Origin of the sequence: Limnoglobus roseus (assembly GCF_008254045.1) — a bacterium.
In the GTDB taxonomy this organism is placed as follows: domain Bacteria; phylum Planctomycetota; class Planctomycetia; order Gemmatales; family Gemmataceae; genus Limnoglobus; species Limnoglobus roseus.
The window spans coordinates 7,710,575-7,734,841 of sequence record NZ_CP042425.1 but is presented as its reverse complement, the minus strand read 5'-3'; the positions used below and the strand labels follow the sequence as shown (position 1 = coordinate 7,734,841).

The 24,267-nt window shown below is 65.0% G+C and carries 9 protein-coding genes; 6 read left to right on the top strand and 3 right to left on the bottom strand.

From position 1 onward, the window contains the following. Nucleotides 1–24: 24 nt before the first annotated feature. From PX52LOC_RS33110 to PX52LOC_RS33100, 3 genes are read right to left on the bottom strand one after another with little or no spacing between them, the layout of a single operon-like run. Nucleotides 25–1,944: a vWA domain-containing protein gene (locus tag PX52LOC_RS33110; RefSeq protein WP_149114087.1), complete on the bottom strand. Its 1,920-nt coding sequence runs from the start codon at nt 1,942–1,944 to the stop codon at nt 25–27. Nucleotides 1,945–1,961: 17 nt separating this feature from the next. Then, complete coding sequence (locus tag PX52LOC_RS33105; protein ID WP_149114086.1) at nt 1,962–2,843, bottom strand: DUF58 domain-containing protein; 882 nt, start codon at nt 2,841–2,843, stop codon at nt 1,962–1,964. Nucleotides 2,844–2,883: 40 nt separating this feature from the next. Then, nucleotides 2,884–3,885 (bottom strand): AAA family ATPase, encoded by a 1,002-nt coding sequence (locus tag PX52LOC_RS33100; protein ID WP_149114085.1) that lies wholly within the window; start codon nt 3,883–3,885, stop codon nt 2,884–2,886. 448 nt (nt 3,886–4,333) lie between these two features. On the opposite strand from PX52LOC_RS33100, the gene PX52LOC_RS33095 reads away from it, so the two are divergent. The 6 genes from PX52LOC_RS33095 to PX52LOC_RS33070 all read left to right on the top strand — a co-directional run bounded on the left by PX52LOC_RS33095 (nt 4,334) and on the right by PX52LOC_RS33070 (nt 24,267). Then, nucleotides 4,334–15,916 (top strand): DUF1583 domain-containing protein, encoded by an 11,583-nt coding sequence (locus tag PX52LOC_RS33095; protein WP_149114084.1) that lies wholly within the window; start codon nt 4,334–4,336, stop codon nt 15,914–15,916. 99 nt (nt 15,917–16,015) lie between these two features. Further along, complete coding sequence (locus PX52LOC_RS33090; protein WP_149114083.1) at nt 16,016–16,366, top strand: hypothetical protein; 351 nt, start codon at nt 16,016–16,018, stop codon at nt 16,364–16,366. A gap of 64 nt (nt 16,367–16,430) precedes the next feature. Next, on the top strand, nt 16,431–19,247 hold the full coding sequence (locus PX52LOC_RS33085) for a WD40 domain-containing protein (RefSeq protein WP_168219362.1): 2,817 nt from the start codon (nt 16,431–16,433) through the stop codon (nt 19,245–19,247). A 106-nt stretch (nt 19,248–19,353) separates the two neighbouring features. Continuing rightward, complete coding sequence (locus PX52LOC_RS33080) at nt 19,354–19,746, top strand: BlaI/MecI/CopY family transcriptional regulator (protein WP_149114081.1); 393 nt, start codon at nt 19,354–19,356, stop codon at nt 19,744–19,746. Between the two features lie 19 nt (nt 19,747–19,765). Beyond that, nucleotides 19,766–22,726, top strand: coding sequence for a M56 family metallopeptidase (locus PX52LOC_RS33075; protein ID WP_149114080.1), 2,961 nt, complete (start codon nt 19,766–19,768; stop codon nt 22,724–22,726). Next, nucleotides 22,723–24,267 (top strand): DUF1549 and DUF1553 domain-containing protein, encoded by a 1,545-nt coding sequence (locus tag PX52LOC_RS33070; protein ID WP_149114079.1) that lies wholly within the window; start codon nt 22,723–22,725, stop codon nt 24,265–24,267. The genes PX52LOC_RS33075 and PX52LOC_RS33070 overlap by 4 nt, the downstream gene beginning before the upstream one ends.

Here is a 24,267-nt window from a genome sequence, read left to right as displayed (position 1 = left end):
ATCGCTTCCGCTCCGGGTTCTACGTCAGCTAATCCAGCGGCGCTGGTACAGGTACCATTCCACGGCGGCCAACACGAACGCGGCGATGGTCAGATACCACCAAATCGGTCGCCCGCCGAAGCCGCCGACGAGGCCGGCATCCTGGGCATTCGCCCTCGTCGGCAGGTCCGGGTTCGCCCGCAGGTCGCTTTCGGCCTTGTTCATCAGGTTAACGGCAAACTCTTCGACCGGGGCCGCGTTCGGCGTCGGCGGCACGACCGCCCACACGCCGCAGGCGTCGAACGGGCCGACCGTCGTGGTCGTCGGCCCCGCCGGCAGTTTCCGCGTGGTGCCGTCCGGTGATCGCAGCACGAACTCGCCCGCCGGCAGCGTCACGTCGGCAATCGCCCCGGTCGCGTACGATTCGCGTAGCTCGCCGGCCGCCCCCGAGAAGACGCCGAGGGTGTTCATCACCAGGATCGGGAATGCCGTGCGGAACGGCAGTTCGCTGCGGTCGAGGTCGGCGGTCAGCACCAGCACTTTCCCCTCGGGGCGTTCGATCAGCGTAATCAACGGCTCGTTCTGGAGCGAACTCGCGAGCACCTGCGGCTTCTCAGCGGCCGGCGTGAACGTCATCATCCGGGCGTCCGGCAAGATGACGTTGTCGAGGCGAACGTGGGCCATGTACGGCGAGTCCTTCTCCTGCTTCGTCACGATGGCCGTCGGCAGTTTGTTGCCGAGTTTCCAGAGGTTGGTGTCGTTCTGTGGATCGACGACTAGCACGTTGCCCGGTGGGAGTTGGGCCGGCGTGTCCTTGTGAAAGACCTTGATCGCGTTCGCGGCGAACTCCTTCGGCATGTCCTTCCGCGAACTCGTCAGTTGCACGAGGGCGTTCGCTTCCAGCACCTTTTGCAGGAAGAGGTTGCCGGCGGCCGTGTGCAGGTGGACGGGCATCTTCTCTCGCTTCGGCAAGAGTGCGACGGCCGTGTTGTCGGCCGCGAGGGCGTCCTGAAGCGGTTCGCTCTGCTTCTCACCCTTCGTGGTCAATTTCGCGGTCAGCACGCCACCGTCCGCCGTCGTCGATTGGGTCGTCTTGGCCCACGTCTCGCCCGGCTTCAGGTTCAAGGGGATCACGTCGGCCGTGCGGTCGTTCAGGGTCAGTTCCATGCGGAAATCGCCGCTCGGCTCGTCCGAGTGGTTGGTAATCTCGATCAGGACTTCGTAGCCGATGGGGTCGATGGTGCTGCGACGGACCTGGAACCGCGTGATGCCAACGTTCGGCGTTTGCTGACCGACCTTGATGACGGTTAGCTTGATCCGTTCGGCCTCGGGCTTCTTGTCTTCTTCCGCGATGACCTTCGCCAGTTCGTCGCCACTCCCGTCGGTGAGGACGACAACGCGGCTTTCGCCGTCGGCCGCGTCCTTACTCACCAACCGGCGGGCAGTGTCGATGGCGTCCTTTAACTTGCCCGGCCCGTCGGTCGGCGGGATGGTCGCGAGGGCGTCGCGGAGCGTCCGCTGGTGGCCGGTGAGGCCGCACACGACCCGCGGCTGTGTGCCGGCCGAGACGATGGCCATCTCGTCGCGGAATCGCAAGCCCTGGATTACTCCCTGCGCTTCCTCGACGGCCTTCGCCAACCGCGACGGGGCAACGTCGCTGGCTTTCATGCTGGCCGAGTTGTCCACCACCAGGATAATCCGCCGACGGTGTGTCGCTTCCGAGGCCAGGAACGGCTCCGCGAGCGCGGAAACCAAGAGCCCCAGCAGCGCCAGTTGCACGAACAGCGAGACGAGGTGCCGCAACCGCTGCCAGAGGGATCGGGGCTTCTTCTCGTCGAAGATTTGCCGCCAGAAGATGACCGTGCTAACCGGCACGCGCTTCAGCCGGATCTTCAGGATGTAGAAGATCACGACCGGCACCGCCAGCAACAGCCACATCAACGCCGTCGGGTTCGTCAGACTCATGGACGCTGCACCCACAGTTATCGCACGGAGCCGGCTTGCCGCATCATCTTCAGGATCAACTCGTCGAACGAAATCTCGGTGGAGGTCCGCGTGCAGCCGAGGCTATAGCGGTTGCAGTACGACTGCACCGTGGTCTGGAACTCGTCGAACAGTTGGCGGTACTGCTTCAGGTTCTTTTCCGTGACCGTGACCTTGCGCGAGTTGCCGGACTCCACGTCCCACATCTCCACGTCGCCGAGCAGGTCGGGCGGTTCCTTCTCGTACTTGTCGAACACCTGCACCACGAACGGCTCGTACTTGCGGTGGCGGAGCAGGTCGAGGCCACGCTCGAAGCCGTTGGGGTCGTACAGATCGCTCAGTACGACGACCAACCCCCGCCGCTGGTCGCGGTGGATGAAACCGGTGGCGACGCGCTCGAGGTTCGTTTCTTCGCCTTGTGCTTCCAGCCCTTCGAAGAACTTGAGCAGCGAAAGGATGCGGCCCTTGCCGCGGGTGAGCGGGAAGTCGGCCACGATGTCGTTGGCGAACGCGGTGACGGCGATGCGATCCAGGTCGGCCAGGGCGATGTAGGCGAGGGCGGCGGCCACCTGCCGGGCGAAGTCGAACTTCGACGGCTCGCCGAAAGCCATGCTTCGTGAGCAGTCCACGAGGAAATAGACGTGCAGGTCTTCTTCTTCCTGGAAGCGCTTCAGGAGGAGTTCATTGTGCCGGGCGAAGAGATTCCAGTCGAGGTAGCGGAAGTCGTCGCCAGCCGCGTACTCGCGATGGTCGGCGAACTCGATGCCGCTGCCCAGTTGCATCGTCCGTCGCTGGGCCATGAGCGAGCCGCGGAACACCCGCTTCGAGATCAGCGAAAGGTATTCGAGTTTCTTCAAGAACTCGGAGTCGAACAGCGGCATGATTCATTACCCGTGACAGACATCGGTACGGCTCGCAAAATCATGCGATGGCTGGCTCTTTCACGTTGTTCAAAATGTTCTGCACGACATCATCCGCCGGGATGCCGTCGGCTTGGCCTTCGAAGTTTAGGATGAGCCGGTGCCGCAAGGCCATCGGCGCGACCTTGCGCACGTCTTCGCGGGCGACGTGGTAGCGGCCGTCGAGAATCGCGTTGAGTTTCGCCGCCAGAATGATCGCCTGCGCGCCGCGGGGACTGCTGCCGTAGCGGACGTACTTCTTCGTACTCGGGGCCGCGAGTTCGTGGTCCGGGTGCGTGGCCATCACCACCGCGATGGCGTACCGCCGGACCTCGTTCGCCACCGGGATTTGTCGCACGAGTTTCGCGAGGGCGTTGATCCGCTCCCCGTCGAAGATTGCCTCGGCCTTCGGGCTCTTCGATTCCGTGGTGCGGTCGAGGATCGATTCCAGGTCTTCGAACGTCGGGAACTTGACGAGCAATTTGAAGAAGAATCGGTCGAGTTGCGCTTCCGGGAGCGGGTACGTCCCTTCCATTTCCAGTGGGTTTTGCGTGGCGAGCACGAAGAACGGCTTCGGCAGGTCGTAGGTCTGGCCGCCGACCGTGACGTGCTTCTCTTGCATCGCTTCGAGCAGGGCCGATTGCGTCTTCGGCGTGGCCCGGTTGATTTCGTCGGCCAACACGATGTTCCCGAAGATCGGGCCGCGTTGGAACTCGAATTTGCGGCCGCCGCTGCCGGTGTCGAGGACGACGTTCGTCCCGACTAAGTCGGCGGGCATCAGGTCCGGTGTGAACTGCACGCGGCGGAACTCCAGGTGCAGCGAGTCGGCGATGGTGCGGACGAGCAACGTCTTGCCGAGGCCCGGCACGCCTTCCAAGAGTACGTGGCCGCCGGCAATGAGCGCGGCGAGCGTTCCCTCGACGATGTCATCCTGCCCGACGATGAGCTTGCCGATCTCCTGGCGGAGTCGTTGAAAGTCCTTGCGGAAGCCCTCGAGTTCCTCTTTGATCGCTTCAGCGCTCATCGGTTCGTCCCCTGCGTCTGACGTTGTCGATAGAAAGGTTGAAAAATTCGGCTGCTATCCGGGCTCGCCCTCAGCTAATTTGTCTGAGGTTATCCAGTTCCGAGATCGCTGTCAAATGCCTCTTGGAAATTTCTTCAGGATTGAAACGAACCACGCCCCACGACGTTAACAGGAAGACGCCGGGATTTCGCCAACGTTTCGCGCGAATCCGGGTTTGCCCGGTGTTTCTGGTAAGAGGGCGGGAAAAATTTCGCCAGAATTTTTCGCTGAAGGGGATCACGTCGGGCACTTATACTGTGACTCCCTGCGCGTCGCGCGACCGGGGTTGGCGTCGAATACGGTTGGCCGACGGAATTGTAACGACGGTTGGTTTTTCACCGGCTCGTTCGTCGAACCGGGTTAACATCTCGTTGGTTCAGGTAGCGCCCTGCTCTCGGAGTGCTCTCACATGCGGCACGGACGACTGTGGCTGACGGCATCCCTCTTCGCCCTGGCCGGCTGGACAGTCTGGTCGGCGGCACAGGCACCCCCGAGTAAGCCGGCCGCCGTGGAGCCGGAAGAAGAATCCGAAGACGACATCAAGGCCCGCAACATCGCGGCCGCCTTCAAGAAGGCGCTGGAAAATAACCCCCGCCGGGGCACCGCCCTCGACCGCCTCTACGGCTACCACGTCGAGCGCGGCAGCCTGGATGCCTTTGTGCAAGAGTACGCGGAGCGCGTCAAAAAGAACCCGAAGGACGGCGCGGCCTGGATGATTATCGGCCTCGCGGAGTCGCAGCGGAGCCGCGACGGGGCGGCCGTGGTCGCGTTCCAGAAGGCGGAAGAGGCTCTGCCGGAGAACGCGATTGCCTCGTACTACCTCGGCCAATCGCTCGTGCTGATCGGCCGGCCGGACGCCGCGGCGGAAGCGTTCGAGCGGGCCATCACCCGCAAGCCGAACCGCAACGACATGCTCGACGCCTTCCAGGCGCTCGGCCGCGTGTACCAGCGCGCACAGAAGACTGAGAAGGCGCTCGAAGTCTGGAATCGCCTGGAGAAGCAATACCCCGACGACGTCCGCGTGCAGGAACAGATCGCGACGACACTGGTCGAGGAAGGCCAGTATGAGCAAGCCCTGCCGCGGTTGGAAAAGCTGGCGAAGAACACGGACGACAAGTACCGTCAGGCAACGCTGCGCATGGACGTGGCCGACCTGAAGGTGAAGTTGAAGAAATCGACGGAAGCCCTCGCGGACTTCGAAAAACTGCTCGGCGAACTGAACCCGGAGAGTTGGCTCTACCGCGACGTGCGGCGGCGGATCGAGGACGTGTTCCTGCGGAACGATGACCTCGCCGGCCTGGCCAAATATTACGAGAAGTGGCTGGAGAAGAACACCACCGATGTCGAGGCCATCGCCCGCCTCGCGAAGAACCTCTCGGCCCAGGGGAAGGGGCCGGACGCCCGCAAGTGGTTAGAGAAGGGGATTGAGGTCGCGCCTTCCAACCGCAGCCTCCGCACGTCGCTGATCGAGCAACTCGCCTACGAGGGGAACTATGCCGACGCGGCCAAGCAGTACGAGGCGATGGATAAGGCCGACCCCGGCAACCCGGACATCCTCCGCGACTGGGGCAAACTGCTCATGCGCGACACCGGCAAGCCGGAAGTGGACCGCAAGGCGGCCGCGGCCGCCGTTTGGAAGCGAATTCTGGAGAAGAAGCCGACTGATCCCGTCACAACTTCACAGGTCGCCGACTTGGTCCGTCAGGCGGGCATCACCGACGAAGCGATCGCACTTTACAAGAAGGCCATCGAACTCGCCCCGAACGCGGCGCAGTACCGCGAATACCTCGGCGAGTACTTCCACAGTTTGAAGCGGTCCGAAGAAGCCCTCAACACCTGGCGGCCGATCGCGGAAGGGGCGAACCGCAACGCCAAGAACCTCGCCCGCCTCGGCGAAGTGTACGCCGGCTTCGGCTACCGCAAGGAGGCCATCCGCGTCTTCGCCGAAGCGATTCAGTTGGAGAAGGACGACTACAACCTGCTGATGACCTACGCCGACGTGCTGGCGCAGGAGGCGGAGAACGACGAGGCCCTGAAACAACTCGACCTCGCGTCCAAGTTCACGAGCAACGCAGAGGAAGTCGAACAGGTTCTTGCCGCCCGCATCAAGATATACCAGGCCACGGACAAGTTGCCCGAACAGATCGACGCGCTGAGCAAGGAACTGACCGCGAACGCCAGCGCCCCGGCGACGCAATGGCTGATTCTCGCCCGGTACTTCGAGGCGAACCGGCAACTCGACAAGGCTGTGGAGACGATCGCGAAGGCCGCCGAGAAGGACGCGAAATCGCTGGCCGTCTTGGCGGCATCGGCACGCATCCACGAGGCCGGCGGGAACATGCTCGCGGCTGCCGAGGCCAATCGCAAGCTCGCGAACCTCGACCGCCGCTACCGCACGGAGTACCTGCAACAAGTCGCCGCCCTCGAGCAACGCCTCGGCAAGCGGGACGACGCGCTGAAGACGGCGAAGGACGTGCTCGCGTCGGCCCCCGGCAACCCGGAAGTCTACAAGTGGTACTCGGAAATCTGCTTCCAGCTCGGCGACGCCGACGAGGGGCTGGAAGCCCTGCGTCGCTCGGTGCGGGCTAACCCCGCCGACCCGCAAGGGCTGGTCACGCTAGCAAACGCGCTCGTCGAGCGGGTCCGTTCCGGCGAAGCGATCGAACTCCTCTGGCGGGCCTTCGACAAGACGAACGAACTCGAAGGCAAGCTCAGCATCGTCGACCGCCTCGCGCAACTTTACCTCGAACAGAACCAGTTCGACAAGTTGATGGAGCGCCTCGAACGCGAACGCCGGGAGCAGGAGAAGAACCGCGAACTGACGATGTGCATCGCCCAGGCGTACCAGACGGCCGGCGACCTCGGCTCGTCGCGGGTTCAACTCGAACGGCTGCTGACGGAGAACACCCGTGACACCAACCTCCTCGCGCAACTGTCGCAACTGAGCGAGCAAGAAGGGGACGTGCAAGGCGCACTCAAGTACCAACGGCAACTCGCGACCGCGGCCCCGCAGAACTTCGACGCGCAAGTGCGGCTCGCACAACTGTTGCTGAAGGCCGGGGAAGGGGATGAGGCCGCCGACGTGTGGGTGAAGTCAATCGCCGAGATGAACGAGCCGCACCGGAACCTGCAAGCCATCGACACGCTCGTCACGTCCAAGAAGCAGGACTCGGCCCTCGCGATTCTTTCCCGGATGTTGGTCCAGAAGCCGGGCAACTGGGAATTGCTCTACCGCGAAGGGGCAATCCTTGCCGAGCGGGGGAAGAAAGAGGACTCGGCCGCCCGCTTCAAGGCCATTCTCGCGCTGAAACTGCCGGACGATGAACTCGGCGAAATGCTCGAACACGAAAAGAAACTCGCGGCCCAGAAGAAGGACGACAAGAAGGGTGCGAAGCCCACGCCGCCGGCTCTGGCGGCCGCCCGCCGCGCCCGCCGTTCCGAAGTGAGTCGCCCGCCGCTCCAACGGCGGATGGAGAACGTCTGGACGATCCGCACGGCCGTGGGCATCGATTCCAACAACTATTACGGCGGCCAGCAACAGCAGCCGTTCTACACGCCGAAGGACTTCGGCGAGGCCCGCATGGCCGCGCTCGGTTGGCTGTACGAACTGTCCCGCGACAAGGCCGACGGGCAGGAGAAGTTTGTCGCCGAACTTCGCAAGGCAAAGAGTCTGCCGAACCCGGCCGCCCGTTCCCTCTGGGACTGGCACTACCTGCAATCGGTCCGGTACGACAACAAGGACGTCTTCGAGCGAGCCACGGCTCTCGCGAAAGCGAGCACCGATCCGGCCGCGCAGTTCGTCTTCCTCACGTCGGTCGGCATGAGGACGGAGGGCCAACCGCAACGCCGCTACTCCCGCGGCGGACAACCGGGCGAGGACAAGACGCCGCCGTTGCCGGACGAGCAGTTGAAGTACCTGATGGAGACGTACCAGAAGCTGAAAACGATCAAGCCCGAGTGGGTGACGCCCGACGTGACCGGGGCGGTCGTGGTGGAATTGAAGCGGGCCAAGAAGGAGACGGAAGAGAAGGCCCTATACCAAGAGATGCTCGCGGCGGCGACCACGGTGGACCGCGTTGCCACGGTCATCAACGCGACGGTGGAACGCGACGACCTCGAAACCGTCCTGTCGATGTACAAGAAACTCGAACAACTCCAGGGGCCGGTCAAGTCGTCGAGCGCCCTGGGGAGCCTGCCGACCCGGCAGTATTACTCGTCGCTCGTGACAATGATGGGTAAGCGGATCGAGGCCAAGAAGTACGCCGACGGTCTAGCGGTCCTCGACTTTTACCTTTCGATGGTCCGCAAGCAAAACCTCACCGCCCCGAAGGCCGCATCGACGACCTCCTCGCGGCGGCAGGCCACCGGCGGAACCTACGTCAACCTGTACGCGAACGGCAACTACGGCGGGAACAGCAAGCAGCTCGCCTTCCCGAACGCGAACGAGTACTACGACCAGGGGACCATCGACCTGCTCTACAACGCCTTCGAGTTGTACAAGAAGGCCGACCTCACGTCCGACCTGTTCGCCCACTTTCAAAAGCAACTCACGGCCGCCGACGGGATGGAGAAACTGTACCTGCACCTCGCGGTCGGCTACCTGCACTGGTGGAACGAGGAGAAGGACGAGGCCCTGACTCACCTCTCCGACGCCACGCAGATTGGACAGAACGACCACAACCTAACGATGGAGATTGCCCACCTTCGCGAGCAGAACAACGAAATCGCCGAGGCGCTCACGCTGGTGGACAGCATTAACCCGACCGATCACCAGGTGATGCAGCGGCGGGAGGAAATGGCCCTGCGGTTGGCCGAGCGAACTGGCAACATCGATCGCGCCCGGCAGGCGGCCGAGCGACTCTTCGGCCTTCGGCTCGACGCCGACAAGCAACTCGAACTCGCCGGCAAGATGCACCGCCTCGGCATGCACGAGCTGGCGGAGACGGTCCTCGCCCGCGCCCAACGGCAGGCCGGGAACAAGACGGCCACACTGTTGCGACTGATGAACGCCTACCAGACGCAGGGCCAGACGGATCAGGCCGTGCAGATCGCGAAACAGATTCTGCGGAAGGCTCCGGCCACCGCCGCCAGCCGCTACCGCAATTACGACGAGGGCGACGGTAGCCGCAATCAGGCCATCGGCATTTTGGCCCGGTCCGGCCAACTCAAGGAATTGATCGAGCGGGCCGAGGCCCAGTTGAAGACGTCGCCCAAGTCGACCCAGATCCACCAGACCTTGCTCGGCTACTACCAGGCGTCCGGCGACAAGGACAAGCAGAAGGCAACGCTGTTGAAGTTGTCGGAACTGAAGCCTGATGACGCCCCGCTGATGATGCAGGTCGCCCAGCAGATGCAGGCCAATGGCGACAAGGACGAGGCGATGAAGTTCTTCAAGATGGCGATCAAGAAGGACCCCGCCCTGTTCCAGAACAACTACTACGAGATCCAGCGACTCTTCTCGGAGGCCAACAAGTTCGAAGAACTCGTCGCCCTCTTCGACGAGATCGACCTCAAGAAGTTCAACAACTACTGGACCGTCATCGAGATGGTGACGCCGCTGTTGGAGCAGGAGAAGACCCGCGAGATCGGCCTGAAGATGTTCAAGAAGGCGTGGGAGGCGTTCCCGCAGGAGCGCGCCTACATCCTCGGCAACATCAACCGCGACGAGATGTGGAAGATGCCGGAACTGTACGACTACGTCAAGCAGGCCGTCATCCCGCGGGAAGACAGTCTGAGCGACTCGTGGGACGTGCTGACGCAGATTTCGAGCTACGGGCAGAACGGCCAAGCCACCACAGTTACGACGCGGATGCTCTCGATCGCCCGGAAGCAGGAGCGGATGCCGGAACTGCGGAAGGAGATCGAAGCCGCCCTCGCCAAGAAACCCGATTGGGTCGCGGGCAAGGCGTTGTTGGCGGTCATCGACATCCAGACCGGGCAGAAAGCGAAGGGCATCGCTGCGTGGAACGCCATCTTCACGGATAAGACCGCCGACATTCCGGCGATGGCCCGCTTCACCCTCGCGCAAGAACTGGAGTACTACGCTGGTATCGAGGAAGACGTTCTGAAGAGCCTGGAAGTCGGGTACGAAGACCTGCTCAAGGACCAGAACAGCGAGTACAGCTACTCGCCCGCCCGGCGGCTCATCTGGTGGTACGAGCAACTCGGCCGAATGGACGACGCCAAGAAGACGCTGGCGAAGGTCACGAAAGTCGAGCGAACCAACCCCGGCTACAGCGGCGGCTACTGGGAGTACCGCGAGATTCAGGACGGCCTTGCCGTCGCTCAGGACTTCGCCCGCCTCGGCGACACAATTGAGGCGGTCCGGCAATACCAGCAACTACTCTCCAACCGCGACCGCCTGGCCATTGCGAACAGCTACTACGGCGGTGGCTCGGACCAGTTCACCCAGCAGATCGAGTCCGGGTTGAAGGAGACTCTGCGGAAGATGAAGCCGGAGGCGCTGCCGGCCGCGGTCAACACATTGCTGACGCCGCAGAAGACGACGGAGGCGAACAAGTCGGCCCTCGACCTCATGGTGACGGTCGACGCCCGCAACCTGGAGAAGACGGCCCTCGCCAGCGTCTTCGCCACGGCCGCACAGTCGTTGGCGAAGAACCCCGAAGCTCGCAAGGCGGCCGTCGAGAAAGCGGCGGCGACGCAGGCCGAGCACCCGAAAGACCTCACGGTGGCCATCGCCGCCACCATCGTCGCTTTGACGGACGACAAGCCGGACGCGGCGAAGGCGGCCCTGGAGAAGCTGACGAAACTCGTGGACGAAACGCCGTTGGAACCGCTGCCGAAGGGGGCGAAGGCCAACAGCCGTCAGCGGACCGAGGCGATGCGGCAAGTGAACCTCTGGCTCGCCGCGCGGGAGTGCTTGAAGAAGGACGACCTGCGAGCCGTCGGCGAGAAACTCGCGGCCCGCGCCGTCGAGGCGGCCGTCCGTCAGGCCGAGACGAAGTACGCGGTGGCCGTCCTCCGCGAGTGGGGCCAGATCGAACACGACCGCAAGGACGTGGCGAAGGCCGAGGCGAAGTGGGGCGAGATGCTCGACCTCCTTCTGCCGAAGCCCCCGCCGACCAAGACCGCCGTCGCCCCGGGCCCCAAGCCGGTTCCGGCCGCCCCCGCAACCCCGGCCCCTCCCGCGGCCACCGCCCCGCAATCGCGGATCGACGACGGCCGGCCGACGCACTTCGCCCAGATCATGTTGAAGGGCTTCGGTGGGACAACGACCACGGGACCGACGACCGCGATGCCGACGAAGAACGGCGTGCCGGTGCTGACGACCGACCAGTTCCAGCAGGTGTACGAACTCGCGAAGTTGGCCGCCGACAACAAACTGCCGGCCCTCTCGCTGAAGGCGATGCGAGACGCGGTGAAGGGCGGCCCGCCGGTTGAAGGTAAGCAAGACGATAACAACCGTCGCGGCGGCGGGGGGTACACGCAGGTCACAGTCGGTGGGCTGCAATACCTCATCGAGCGGGGCGTTCAGGGGCCGATCTCCGTGGACACGGCCCTCATCAACATGGTGGCGCGCTGGAAGAAGCTCAACGTCCCGCCGGCCGACGTGTACGAAGTCGTGGCGATGGCCGTCTTCCCGGACAGCCGCCCGGCCGAGATGTTCCTGACGGCCGACGTTCGCCGCGGCGGGCAGGTGTACACCATGATGGCCGGCGGCAACAGTTGGACGCCGATCTCCAACCCCCCGCCGGAAGTCTACGGCGGCGGCAGCGACCGCGGCCTGGCCGGCACCCTCGCCCAACTGGCCATCGACGCCGGCAAGCTCGACGACCTCAAGAAGCGGATCGAATCCCGCGCCAAACAACCCCTCGGCGAGATGGCGGCGAATGTCCTCTCGTTCACCCTGGCGATGAAGGCGAAGGACGACGCGAAGGCCCTCGAAATCCTCAAGGCGCTCGGCGACCGGGCGGGCAAGGACACGTCGCAACTGACGCTCGACACCGTCTCGAAGCTCGGCCAGCAGGCGCTCGAAAGCCCGGCCCTCGCGCCCACGGCCGAGCCGATCCTGCAAAAAGTGGCGATGAACTTCGCCCTCGCGAAGAACACCAGCGCGGCGGCCGAACTCGGCGAAAAGATCATCGGGTACCACGTCCGCGTCGGCAATAAGGCCGCGGCCGTCACGCTGTTGAAGACGATGGAGACGATGGCGAAGACGTTCATCACGCCGGACGCCTCCTTCTACGAACGAGTCGCGACGTGGTACTTGAAGGCCGACGCGGTCGAAGAGGCTCTGAAGAACTACGCCCAGCACGCCGACCTGACGAGCAGCGCCGGGGCCGACCCGTCCCGCCGCGCCCGCCGCGCCGAGCCGGCCCTCTCGAACTTCATCACGCTGGTGAAACTGCTCCTCGAGATGCCCGCCGAGAAGCGCTACGTGACCCTCAAGGCGTGGACGATGCCGACGACCGGCCGCAAGTCGGTGCGGTACTACATCGGCACGATCCCGAAGGAGATCCCGCCGGCCCAATTCCTGAAACTGCCGCCGCTGACCGCCAACGAACTGCTGAGCACGATGGTCATGCTCATCGACGCGGCGAAAGAGTGCGGCAAATTGGACGAACTGCTCGCCGAGGCCGATAAGCTGGCGGCCGAGAAGGTCGAGAACGCCGACCTGTTCCGCGTGCTGGCCTACCTGCGGGCCGGCAAGGGCAAGCAGGCCGAGGCGGCCGTGAAAGCTTACGGCGACGCCGCCGTGAAGCGGATGACCACGACGGCGGCCGAGAGCACCGTCCGGTCGCGGTACGACTACGAGGGCCGTCAGCCCGTGCCCTTCCACGCCAGCGAGTTGGTGTTCGCGCAGCTCTGCGCCGCCGACCCCGCGTTCCAGGCGGTGGCCGACAAGTTGTACAAGCCGATGCAGGACCGTGCCCGCGGCGTCCACAACTATGATGCGCTCACGAAAGTCCGCGAGGCGTGGACCACCTTCGCCAACCAGTCGATGAAGACGCCGGGGGCACTCGCCGACGCACTGCCGGAACACTGGCACGGCCTCTCGCCCGGCACGTTGTGGTTCGCCCACGACGGGGCCGTGACGAACGGCTGGTCGCAGGACAACGCCTACCTGCTGTTCGACACGCCCTTGGCCGGCACGTTCGAGTTCAGCGTGGACGTCTACCTCGGCGGCTGGAAGGAGAGTCACGGCGGTTACGCCGGGGTGGTGTACCAGCCGTGCGGCGAGAACGTGACCACGATGCTGTCGGCCGTGATGCGCGACGACGTCGTGAACAAGGCCCAGATGAAGTCGATGAAGAAGGAGTCGTTCAACCGGATGACCCTCCGGGTCACGCCGAAGAAGGTGACGTGCCTGTGGAACGGTGAGGTCTTCTACGAGGACACCGACCCGTCGGCGGTCAGCCCGTGGCTCATGCTCTACGGGACGAACAGCCGCAAGCCGCTGTTCCGCAACCCAACGCTCACCGGAACGCCGGACGTATTGGCCGAGGTCAAGTTGACGAACGGCAACGACGTCACCGGCTGGTTTTCGCACTACCCGGATGCCCTGCTGCCGAAGCCCCTCCAGAAGCGGGAGTTCGAACGCAATAAGGACAAGCCCCGCGACCCCAACGGCAACGACGAAACGCCCGCCGAGGAGAAGCAGGAGCCGAACTACGACTGGCAGGCGAAGGACGGGGAGTTGCTCGGCCGCAAGCTCGACGACGCCACCGGCCCGGCCCGGCAGGCGAAGCTCGGCTACTTCCGGCCATTGCGATCCGGCGAGGCCGTCCGCTACGAGTTCTACTACGAGGCGGGCAAGTCGCACGTTCATCCGAGCCTCGGCCGCGTCGCGTTCCTGCTCGACCCGGCCGGCGTTAAACTCCACTGGCTGACCACCGGAAGCGAGGACTGGACCGGCCTGCCGACCGACAACGCCACACCCGTCGCAGGGGCGGCGAAGCTCACGCTGAAGGAGAAAGACTGGAACGCCGTGACGGTCGCGACAACTGCCGACGGCGTGATGATCACGCTGAACGGCACACCCGTCTACGAGGGCAAGGCCGAGGCGACCGACCGCACCTTTGGCTTCTTCCACTTCCGCGATCAGACGGCGGCCCGCGTGCGGAACGTCGTCCTGACCGGCAACTGGCCGAAGAAACTCGATTCGCTCGAAGCTGTCGCGTTCGTCACGAAGGCCCCGTCACCGGCCGTCGCGAAGACCCGGCGGCACGAAGTCGGCGAGCAATATTTCGCCGGCAACCCGGTCGAAGTGCTGGCGAAGGTCAAAGCCCTAACCCCAGCCGAACGGTTCAAGTTGCTCGCCGCCTGGGTGTTGCCCGGCCCGACCCAGCCGAACTTCCAACTCAACGGCGTGATGACCCCGCAAGACGTGCTGGGGGTCGTGGATCAGAAAGACCAACCGGCCGGTCAACGGGTCTTCCTCGGGGCGAAGTTCGAAGCCCCGTGCTTCGCGCTCGTGACCGCTGCGAAGGAGTTGAACAAGCTCGACGAATTGGCCAGCCTCGTCGCGAAGGCTCAACCATTGGAACCGGATCCGAACTTCGATCGTGATCGGAAGGCATTACTCTGCCTCGTCAAGATCGCGCAGGGCAACGACGCCGAGGCCGCGGCAATGTTGAACGAGATCATCACCGCGGCGAAGACGATGAAGCCGGACGAGAAGGCCGAGAACCGCTGGGCCGACTTTGTAGTGGCACAAGCCGCACTCGAACGGCCCCCCCACGTGAAGTCCGTTCACGAACTGTCGCTCGCGATGGTCAAGAACTGGGAGCGGTCCAGCGGTAATAACAAGACGTTCGACGGCCGCGATACCTGGTCGCGGTACTACCACGCTTTGAAGGCCCGCGCCGACATCTTGGCCAACCCGGACGGCAGCCCGCGGTTCGGCTCGGACGCGGCCCTCGTTCACTGGGCGTCGGTCCCGAACTTCGACTCGTGGAGCCGCAGCCAGGGGATGAACGCCCCGCACTGGTCCGTCCGCGATAAGGCTATCGTCCACTACCCCGGCCACAACTTCGACTTCTTATTCCTGAAGACGCCGGTTCGCGGCAACTTCGAACTGACCTGTAACCTCAAGCTCCAGGGGTGGTCCGAATTGTACGCACGGTACGGCGGTTACCAGTTCGAGTTTGGCAAGGACCGCAAGTCGTACAAGTTGCAATCGACGGTCAACCACGACGCCCGCTCGCACACGATCCAGCCGCCGTTCGGCCCGTTCGAGAAGGAGATCTACCCGTTCAAAATGGTCGTAAAGGACGGCGTCATGACGAGCTTCGTCGGCGACCGCAAGCTGAACGAGGAACGCATCGGCGTGAACGGCGACCCGTGGATCGGGCTGCACGGCCACTTCTCTGTGACCGGCGATGCGGCAAACCTGAAGATCACCGGCGACGTGACGGTGCCGGACAAGGTGGACATGCTCTCGTCCGAAACGCTCGCCATGTGGCGGCCGTACCTCGGCACGATCTGGGCGAAGCGCGGCGAGGAGGTCTTCCAGACCGGCGCGCGGCCGGAGGCCAACCCGGACGGTAAGCCTGAGGTCCGCACCTTCCCGGAAGCCGCGATCTACTACCAGCGGCCGATGCTCGAAGACGGCACCGTCGATTTCGAGTTCTACTACGACCCCGACAAGGCCATGGCCCACCCGATGCTCGACCGCCTCGTCGTGATGCTGGAACCGGACGGGGCGAAGTTGCACTGGCTGACCGACAGCTGGCACGACAAGAGCGGCGTGAAGTTCGACAACCTGACGCCACAGGAGAAGCCGGTGAAAGTGCCGCTGAAAGAGAAGCAGTGGAACAAGGGCAAACTCGCCGTCGTCGGTGACAAGATGACCGTAAGCGTGAACGGTACGCCCGTCTTCGAGCGCGACATCGAGCCGACGAACCAGCGGACGTTCGGCTTCTTCCACTACACCGACCGCACCGAGGCTCGGGTCCGGAACGCCATCTTCAGCGGCAACTGGGGCAAAGAACTGCCGAAGGGCGATGCGTTGTTCGAGGTGAAGAAGTAATCGGAGGACCGACCGCGGATGCCATGCTTACTCTTACCCCTGTGGTTGGCGGCCGCGGTCGGTCTTTGGGTCTGTGCGATTCGTGGAATGCGAGAGGCGATGAGGGAGATTGACGACGAGCAGCGAATGGCAAAATTCGCTCAGGTCATTCTTGCGACCGTTCCCCCGACCCTCACCCTTGTGGTGACAGTGTTCGTTCTGTCGCAAACGGCCCCAACCGTGCAGTTTAACCTAGGAAGTTCGCGGGCGATGAACCTGTGGTCGTTCTGGGTCCATTGGTGGCCGAACATTTTCGGTTGTTCAGTCCTCCAGGTCGGGGGTTATTTATTCTGGTCCGTAGGATCGCTCGCGACCCGAACGTCTCTGGCCGTGCGGCTCATGGTCGGTTTTGGACTACTGACGGCCACGCTCGGCTCGTTCCTGCTCAGTACGGCGTTTCCGGATGCCTGACGGGACTTGCTTCCCAAGCTCCGAACAACTTCTAACCGTTTATTCAGTTTCGAGGATCGTTCGCATGGCCCGCATCGCAATCCTCGTGCTGTTCGCCGCGGTCGTCCTTGTACCCGCGGCAGACCCACCCGCGAAGCCGAAGGGGGACGCCTTCCCGGAGTCGTCGCAGTACGAGGACAAGCCGTCCACGCTCACGCACGACGAGGAAGTGCTGGCGGTGCAGTTCTCGCCGGACGGCGGCATTGTTGCCACCGGCGGGGCGAACAAGGCCGTCGTCCTGTGGGAAGCCGGCACGGGCAAGAAGTTGGCCACGCTGGCCGAACACGACGACGCCATCGCCGCCATTGCCTTCAGCAAAGACGGCAAGAAGTTGGCGTCGGCGTCCTACGACAAGTCGGTGCGCGTCTGGGACATTGCCACCCGCAAGCGGACGCACATCTTCCGCGGCCATGAGAACGCCGTGCTGTCGGTGGCGTTCTTGCATGACAACGTCACTCTGCTGAGCGGCAGTGCCGACAAGACGCTCAAGGCGTGGGACCTCGCGACCGGCAAGGAGACGAACAACTACGAGGAACACAAGGGGGCGATCTGGTGCATCGCAGTTTCGCCCGACGGCAAGGCGTTCGCCACGGGGAGCTCCGACCGGCGGATCAACCTGTGGAACACGAAGTTCGAAGTGACCGGCTCGCTGAAGGGGCACACCGGCTTCGTGCGAGCTGTCGCGTTCTCGCCGGACGGCACGATGCTGGCGTCCGGCTCCGAGGACAACGCGGCCCGCGTTTGGGATCTCGCCTCGAAGGAGACAATTCACACACTCACTGGGCACGCGGACATCGTCACCGGCGTGGCCTTCTCGCCGCGGGGGCAACTGCTCGCGACCGTGAGCGCGGACAAGTCGCTGCGGCTGTGGGAGGTCAAGACCGGCGGCCAACTCTCGGCCCTGGAGGAAGGGCACGCCGAGGCGATCTACGGCGTCGCGTTCGCCCCGAACGGCCGGCAAATCGTGACGGCTAGCCTCGACCACACTCTCGGCACCTGGAACGCCGCCCTGCCGCGCGTGTTCCCGGCGACGCAAGTGCCGAGCAAGACCGGAGGCACCGGCGTCACTGCCCTGTCGCCGGACGGCAAGCGGCTGGCGATGGTCGCCGAGAAGTTCGCCATCCACGTGCAGGACGCGAAGACCGGCGAGATCATCTCGACGCTGAAAGCGCACAAGGGGACAATCCTGCAACTGGCGTTCTCGCCGGATGGCACGAAGCTGATTAGCGTGGCCCGCGACCGCCTCGGCGTGCTGTGGGACGCGACTACCGGCAAGCAACTCGCCCTCCTCGACGGCCACCGCGGGGCGGTGCGGGCGGCAGCATTCTCGCCGGACGGCAAGACGTTCGTCACCGGCGGCACGGATAAACGCATCCTCGTCTACGACAACCCCGCACCGGGGGCCGATCTGAAAGAGTTCCGCGAGCGCACCGCTTTCGACGGCCACACCGCCACCGTCACGGCCCTCGCGTTCTCGCCGGACGGCCGCTTCCTGGTCAGTGGTACCGACATCGTCAAGAAGAACGCCCCGGCGGAACTGAAGTTGTGGGACGCGGCCACCGGCACGCCACTGGCCGGCTGGACCGACCACACCGGCGAAATCCTGGCCCTCGCGTTCCACCCGACGAAGCCGATCTTCGCTTCGGCCGGGGCCGACTCGGCTCTGCGCGTCTGGGACATCGCGGCGAAGAAACTGCTGCACACCCAGCGCACGCAGGCGGCGGTCGCGTCCGCCGCCTTCACGGCCGACGGGGCGGAATTGCTGTTCGGCACCGTCGGCAAGTCGCTCATCGCCCTCGACACCACGGCATGGGCCGAGCAAGCCCGATTCGTCGGCCACACGACTGCTATCACGGGGATCTTCCCGCTCAAGGAAGCGGACAAGGTCATCTTCACCGTGACGGCCGACGCGACGGTCCGCACCTTCAACCTGACGCGGTCGGCCAACCTGGGCACACGGTTCACCGGCCACGAGAGTTGGGTGTCGTGCCTCCAGATGACGCCCGACGGCAAAAGGCTCGTGTCGGCCGGGTGGGACGGACTCGTCCGCGTGTGGGATCCGGCGAAGGGCAAGGAACCGGAGGCGATGGAAGACCTGATGGGGAAGGTGCTGTGCATGGCCCTGAGCAAGGACGGCAAGCGGGCCGTGACCGGCGGCGGTAACGGCGAACTCGTCGTTTGGAACGTCGAGACGCAGGAGCAGGTTGCGAAGTTCGAGGACTACGACGAGGAAGACGACATCAACGGCGTGGCCCTCACCCCCGACGGCAAGTTCGTGGTCGCCGGCGGGAACGATTCGACCGTTCGCGTCTGGGAGATCGCCACCGGCAAAGAAGTCAAGCGGTTCAAGGTGAAGGACGCCGTCACCGCCCTGGCCTTGACGCCCGACGGCAAGCGGGCGATCGTCGCGGCCGGCGAGGAGAACGCTTGCGTGGTGTACGACCTTGACACGAAGAAGGAAGTGATGCGGCTGAAGGGCCACACGGCCGCGGTCAGTGTCATCCTCTTCTCGCCGGACGGGGCGAAGATTCTCACCGGGTCGATGGATCGCACCCTCCGCCTCTGGGACGCGAAGACGGGGATGGAGGTTCGCAAGATCGACGCCCACACCGGCGGCGTCAAGAACGCCTGCTTCAACGCCGACGGCAAGGTGATCGTGTCCGTTGGCCTGGACCACGTCAACCGCCTTTGGAACGCCGAGACGGGGCTGGTCATCGCCGCCTACGAGGGCCACGCAAAGGCCGTCGTGTCGGTGGCGATTTCGCCCGATGGCAAGACGGTCTACAGTGGCGGGGCCGACGCCTACATCGTGCGGTGGCAGCCCGACGCGGGGAAGAAGTAGCGACCCGCCCGCGGGGAATTCGGCCCGGCCCGTGGGATTCCTCTTGCGAGTTCAGACAGTTTGTCTTACCCTGGGAGTCATCATACCTTCATCCGAGGCTCTCCCAATGCCCGCCCACGACAGACCGGACGTGACGGACGCCGAACTCGGGGTGCTGCAAGCACTCTGGGACGACGGCCCGTCCACGATCCGCCAACTCACGGATCGCCTTTATCCGTCCGGCGGCACGAGCCACTACGCGACGGTGCAAAAGCTCCTCGAACGGCTGGAACAGAAGGGCTGCGTCGCCCGCAACCGGGCCGCCATGACGCACGTCTTCGCGGCGAGCGTGAGCCGGGAGGCCTTCGTCGGCGACCGCGTCCGGGCCGTGGCCGAGCGGTTGTGCGGCGGGTCGATCGCCCCCGTCCTCACGCACCTGTTGAAGACCGAGTCGATCAGTGAGGGCGACCGCAAAGAGCTGCGGAAGTTGTTGAACACGATCCAACCCAAGATGCCCTGACCCCGGAGCGGAGGCCGTCATGCCCGCCGTGCCGTTCGACGCCATCGCAAGCAACCTCATCGCCGCCGGCGTCCTGGCGGTCGCCGCGGTCGCGTGCGGCCGTTGGCTCAACCGCCCGGCCGTCGCCCACGTCCTCTGGTTGCTCGTCCTCGTCAAACTCGTCACGCCGCCGCTATTCACCGTGCCGATCCGCGTCCTCCCGCCCGAAGAATTGCACCCAGTTGTCGCCGACAGCGGACCGGAAGTCATCGTCCCACGGACAGCGGTCGATCTCCCGGAAATCGTGATCCGATCCCAGGCCGAACCACCGTCGGCGACCTCCGAGACGCCGACCCCGGCCGCCGTCACGCCAACGGTTCCCGCCGCCCCGCCGTTTCCGTGGCGGTCGGTGGTGGCGGTCGTCTGGCTAGCGGGCATCGCGGCGTGGGCGGCGTTCACCGTCGTCCACGTCCGCCGGTTCGCGAAGTACCTGCGGTTTGGCACGGCCGCCCCCGATTCGTTCGCCCGCGAAGTGGCCGACGTGGCCGCACGGTTGGGGCTGCGTGCCCCGCGCGTGCGGTTGCTGCCGGGGGAAGTGGCCCCGTTCGTGTGGTCGGTGGGCAAGACCACGCTGTACTTCCCCCACAACTTGCTGGACCGATTGACGGCCGAGCAGCGGGCCACGGTCGTTGCTCACGAACTTGCTCACGTATGGCGGCGGGACCACCTCGTGCGATGGCTGGAAACGGTCACGGTCGCCGTGTACTGGTGGTGCCCGCTGGCGTGGCTGGCCCGCCGCGAGTTACGCCGCCTCGAAGAAGATTGCTGCGACGCCGTCGTGATGACGATCTACCCCGGTGCCGGCCCGACCTACGCCTCGGCCATCCTCGACACGATCGACTTCCTGGCGACCGCCCGCGCTACCCCGCGGTTCGCGAGTGCGATGGGCGACGTGCGGTCCCTCCGCACCCGACTGACGCGAATCCTCGATGGTTCGAAACCCCGCCACCTCTCGCGAACCGTCCGCGTGGCCCTGCTCGCGTTCGCGGTGGTGTTGCTCGCGGCCGGCCCGCGCCTGGCCCGCCTCACGGCAATGGTCCTGCCCATTTCAGAAGGCCGTCCGACGGGGCTGGGTGAACGCCCGGCCGTGCTGGAACAGCCGTCGCGCGAGGCGGTGCAGTTTTTGCCGACGCCGATCCGCCTCAAACTCGCCGACGAGTTGGAGACGATCACCGCGGCCGCGATGTCGCCGGACGGCCGCTTCCTCGCCCTGGCAGTCGGGTCGCAGGTCATGGTGTGGGATCTGGACGCGAAGCGGGTCGCCTTCACGCTGACCGGCCACGCCGAGACGGTGAACGCGGTGGCGTACTCCCCGGACGGTCGCTCGTTGGCCACGGCGGGTAACGATGCGGCCGTCAAAGTCTGGAACCTTCAAACCGGTACGCACCGCACCCTATCCGGCCACGCGAACTGGGTGCTGGCGATCGCATTCTCTCCGGACGGGCGGCGGTTGGCGTCGGCCGGGTACGGCAAGCAAGTCCTGCTCCACGACTTGAAGGCCGGTGACATCGCGGTGTCACTGCCAGGCCATACCGCCACAGTGCGAGCGGTCGCGTTCTCCCCAGACGGGCGGCGGCTCGCCTCGGTGGGGGCTGATAGTTTGGTGAAGGTGTGGGACGCCGAACAGGGCCGCGAAGAACGAACGCTCACCGGCCACATCGGCACCGTCCGTACCGCCCGCTTTAGTCCTGACAGCCTTCGACTGGCGACCGGAGGCGAGGACCGCACGATTCGTGTCTGGAACCCGACCGACGGCACGGCCGTCGTCATTCCTTCGCCCGAAGCCGTGACGGCCCTGACGTTCTCCGCGGGCGGATCGACCTTGTTCGCGGGCACCTTCGCCGGCCATGTCTTGAACATCAACCCCGCCGCTGGCAAACTCCGCGGGCACGTCGGTCCGCCGCAGCCGACCCACGCCGAGGCGATCGCGGCCGTGCTCCTCTCGCCGACGGGGCACTTGCTGTTCACGCTGTCGCACGACGGGACGGTCCTCGTGTGGCCGTCGGCCGGCCTGCCGGAAACAGCCCGGCAGTCGTTCCGCCACCCGCGGGACGTGACGGCGGTGGCCCTGTCCGCGGACGGCCGCATTGTGGCAACCGGCGGGCAGGACGGCGGCATCCGCGTCTGGAACGCCGCGACGGCCCAAGAAGCGGGCAGGTTCGACGGCCACGCGGGCGGTGTCACGGCGATGGTGTTCCTCGACGAGACGCGACTGCTTTCCGTCGGCCGGGACGAGCGCGTGCGCGTCTGGGATTTGAAACGCGGTCAGCCGATCCGCGCGATGGTCGTGCCGACCGCCGACCCGAAGATCGCCGTCTCCCCGAACGGTAAGACGCTCGCCGTGACCGGGCCGAGGATGGCCGGCGTGATGCTCTGGGACATCGAATCCGGTTCGCTCTTCCGGCGGATCGCGACCCGCCTCGACGGCCTCACTGCCGTGGCGTTCCTTCCCAACGGTCAGAAGATCGCCCTCGGCAACAATAGCGGTGATGTCATCATCTGCCAGCTGCCGACGGGGAAGGAAGAGTCGCGACTGCCCGTGGCGGAAAGCGGGACGATCGACCAAATTCTCTTTTCGCGGGACGGCGGCCGGGCGGCCGTCGTCATTAACCGGGACGCCGATGGGGAATCCCCCGCCCGCCACGAGGTCGCCTTCTGGGACGTCTGGACGCGAACGCGGCACGAGTCGTTCCGGCCGATCACGGCCGGCGGGCGGATTCACGCGGTCGCGTTCGACCCGACCGAAACGCGGGTCTTTACGGCCGGCCACGACGGGCACGTGTACGAATGGGACGTGGCCACCGGGCAGCGGACGCGAATGCTCCACGCCCATCGAGAGGCGGTCGTCAGTCTCGTCGTACCGCGGGACGGGCGAGCGATTCTGTCGGCGGGCGATGAAGCCGCGAAGTTCTGGGACTGGCCGCAGGAGAAACTGCCATGAGATGGTTTGCCGCGCTGGTACTCACGGCAGTTTCGACGGCCGCGTTCGCGGGCCAACCCCGCGATGCAATCGCCCTCGCATCCGCAATCGACCGCTTCGTCAGTCAACGGCACGCCGCGGACAAGGTGAAGCCCGCCCCCCGGTCGGACGACGCCACCTTCTTCCGCCGCATCCACCTTGCCTTGGCCGGCCACACCGCCACGCCGTCCGAGGTGCGGGCGTTTCTCGAAGACACCGCCCCGGACAAGCGGGTGAAGGCGGTCGAGAAACTCCTGAACTCGGCCGCCTACGCGACGCACATGACCACCACCTGGCGCGGCTGGCTGTTGCCGGAGGCCGTGGCGAACGCGGAAGTCGCAACCACCGTTCCCGCGTTCGAGGCGTGGCTGCGGAACCGCGTGCAGGCGAACCAACCGTTCGACAAACTGGTACAGGAACTCATCGCCTTCCCGCTCGACGGTCGGGCGACGACGATGCGCACGCCGACCGGCGAGGACGACACGACAACCCCAATTGGGTTCTACACCGCAAAGGAAGGCAAGCCCGAAAACCTCGCGGCGGCCACGTCGCGGCTGTTCCTCGGCGTGCAGTTGGAGTGCGCCCAGTGTCACAACCACCCGTTCGCGAAGTGGAGCCGTGAACAGTTCTGGGGGCTGGCCGCGTTCTACGGCGGCGTGACGCGACAGGACGGGGCGCTCCGCGAACTGCCAAACCGCCGCGAGATGTCGATCCCGAATACCGACCGCGCCGTGCCGGCCACGTTTCTCGACGACAAGGAGCCGGCCTGGCAGTTCAAGAAAAGCCCCCGCGTGACGCTGGCCGAGTGGGTCGTGGCGAAGGACAACCCGTTCTTCGCGAAGGCGGTCGTGAACCGCCTCTGGGGTCTCTTGTTCGGCGTCGGCATCGTGGACCCGGTGGACGACTTCAACGAGAAGAACCTGCCGAGCCACCCGGAACTGCTCGACGCCCTCGCGACCGCGTTCATCGAATCGGGCTTCGACACGAAGTTCATCGTGCGGGCCATCTGCCTGAGCGAAACGTACCAGCGGGCCAGCACCATTACCGACCCGCTCCAGCGCGATCCGCGACTGTTCGCCGCCTTCCCCGTCCAGGGGCTAACGCCGGAGCAACTCTTCGACAGCCTGTCGGTGGTAGTGGGCATGCCGCTCGAAGGCCCCGGTGGGAACTACCTCCAGGCGAACGGCAGTCCGAAGCGGCAGTTCCTCGAAACCTTCAACCGCATGGGCAAGCCGACCGAGACGCAGACCACCATCATTCAGGCGCTCACCCTGATGAACGGCGGCCTCGTCGGTGAGGCGACGACCGCGCAGGCGAGCCGTACCCTCTCGGCCATCGTGGAGTTGCCCGGCCTGTCGGCGAACGACCGCATTGAGGCGATTTACCTGACGGTGCTGAACCGCAAGCCGACGGACGCCGAGTTGAAGCGCACGCTCAAGCACGTCGAGGGCGGTAAGACCAGCCGCTACGACGACGTGCTGTGGGCGATCCTGAACAGCATCGAGTTCCGCACGAACCACTAA

What these genes read in the sequence shown, in the direction of transcription:
- PX52LOC_RS33075 (WP_149114080.1), top strand. Translation starts at nt 19,766, where the DNA reads ATGCCCGCCGTGCCGTTCGACGCCATCGCAAGCAACCTCATCGCCGCC.
- PX52LOC_RS33100 (WP_149114085.1), bottom strand. Translation starts at nt 3,885, where the DNA reads ATGAGCGCTGAAGCGATCAAAGAGGAACTCGAGGGCTTCCGCAAGGAC.
- PX52LOC_RS33090 (WP_149114083.1), top strand. Translation starts at nt 16,016, where the DNA reads ATGAGGGAGATTGACGACGAGCAGCGAATGGCAAAATTCGCTCAGGTC.
- PX52LOC_RS33080 (WP_149114081.1), top strand. Translation starts at nt 19,354, where the DNA reads ATGCCCGCCCACGACAGACCGGACGTGACGGACGCCGAACTCGGGGTG.
- PX52LOC_RS33095 (WP_149114084.1), top strand. Translation starts at nt 4,334, where the DNA reads ATGCGGCACGGACGACTGTGGCTGACGGCATCCCTCTTCGCCCTGGCC.
- PX52LOC_RS33070 (WP_149114079.1), top strand. Translation starts at nt 22,723, where the DNA reads ATGAGATGGTTTGCCGCGCTGGTACTCACGGCAGTTTCGACGGCCGCG.
- PX52LOC_RS33105 (WP_149114086.1), bottom strand. Translation starts at nt 2,843, where the DNA reads ATGCCGCTGTTCGACTCCGAGTTCTTGAAGAAACTCGAATACCTTTCG.
- PX52LOC_RS33085 (WP_168219362.1), top strand. Translation starts at nt 16,431, where the DNA reads ATGGCCCGCATCGCAATCCTCGTGCTGTTCGCCGCGGTCGTCCTTGTA.
- PX52LOC_RS33110 (WP_149114087.1), bottom strand. Translation starts at nt 1,944, where the DNA reads ATGAGTCTGACGAACCCGACGGCGTTGATGTGGCTGTTGCTGGCGGTG.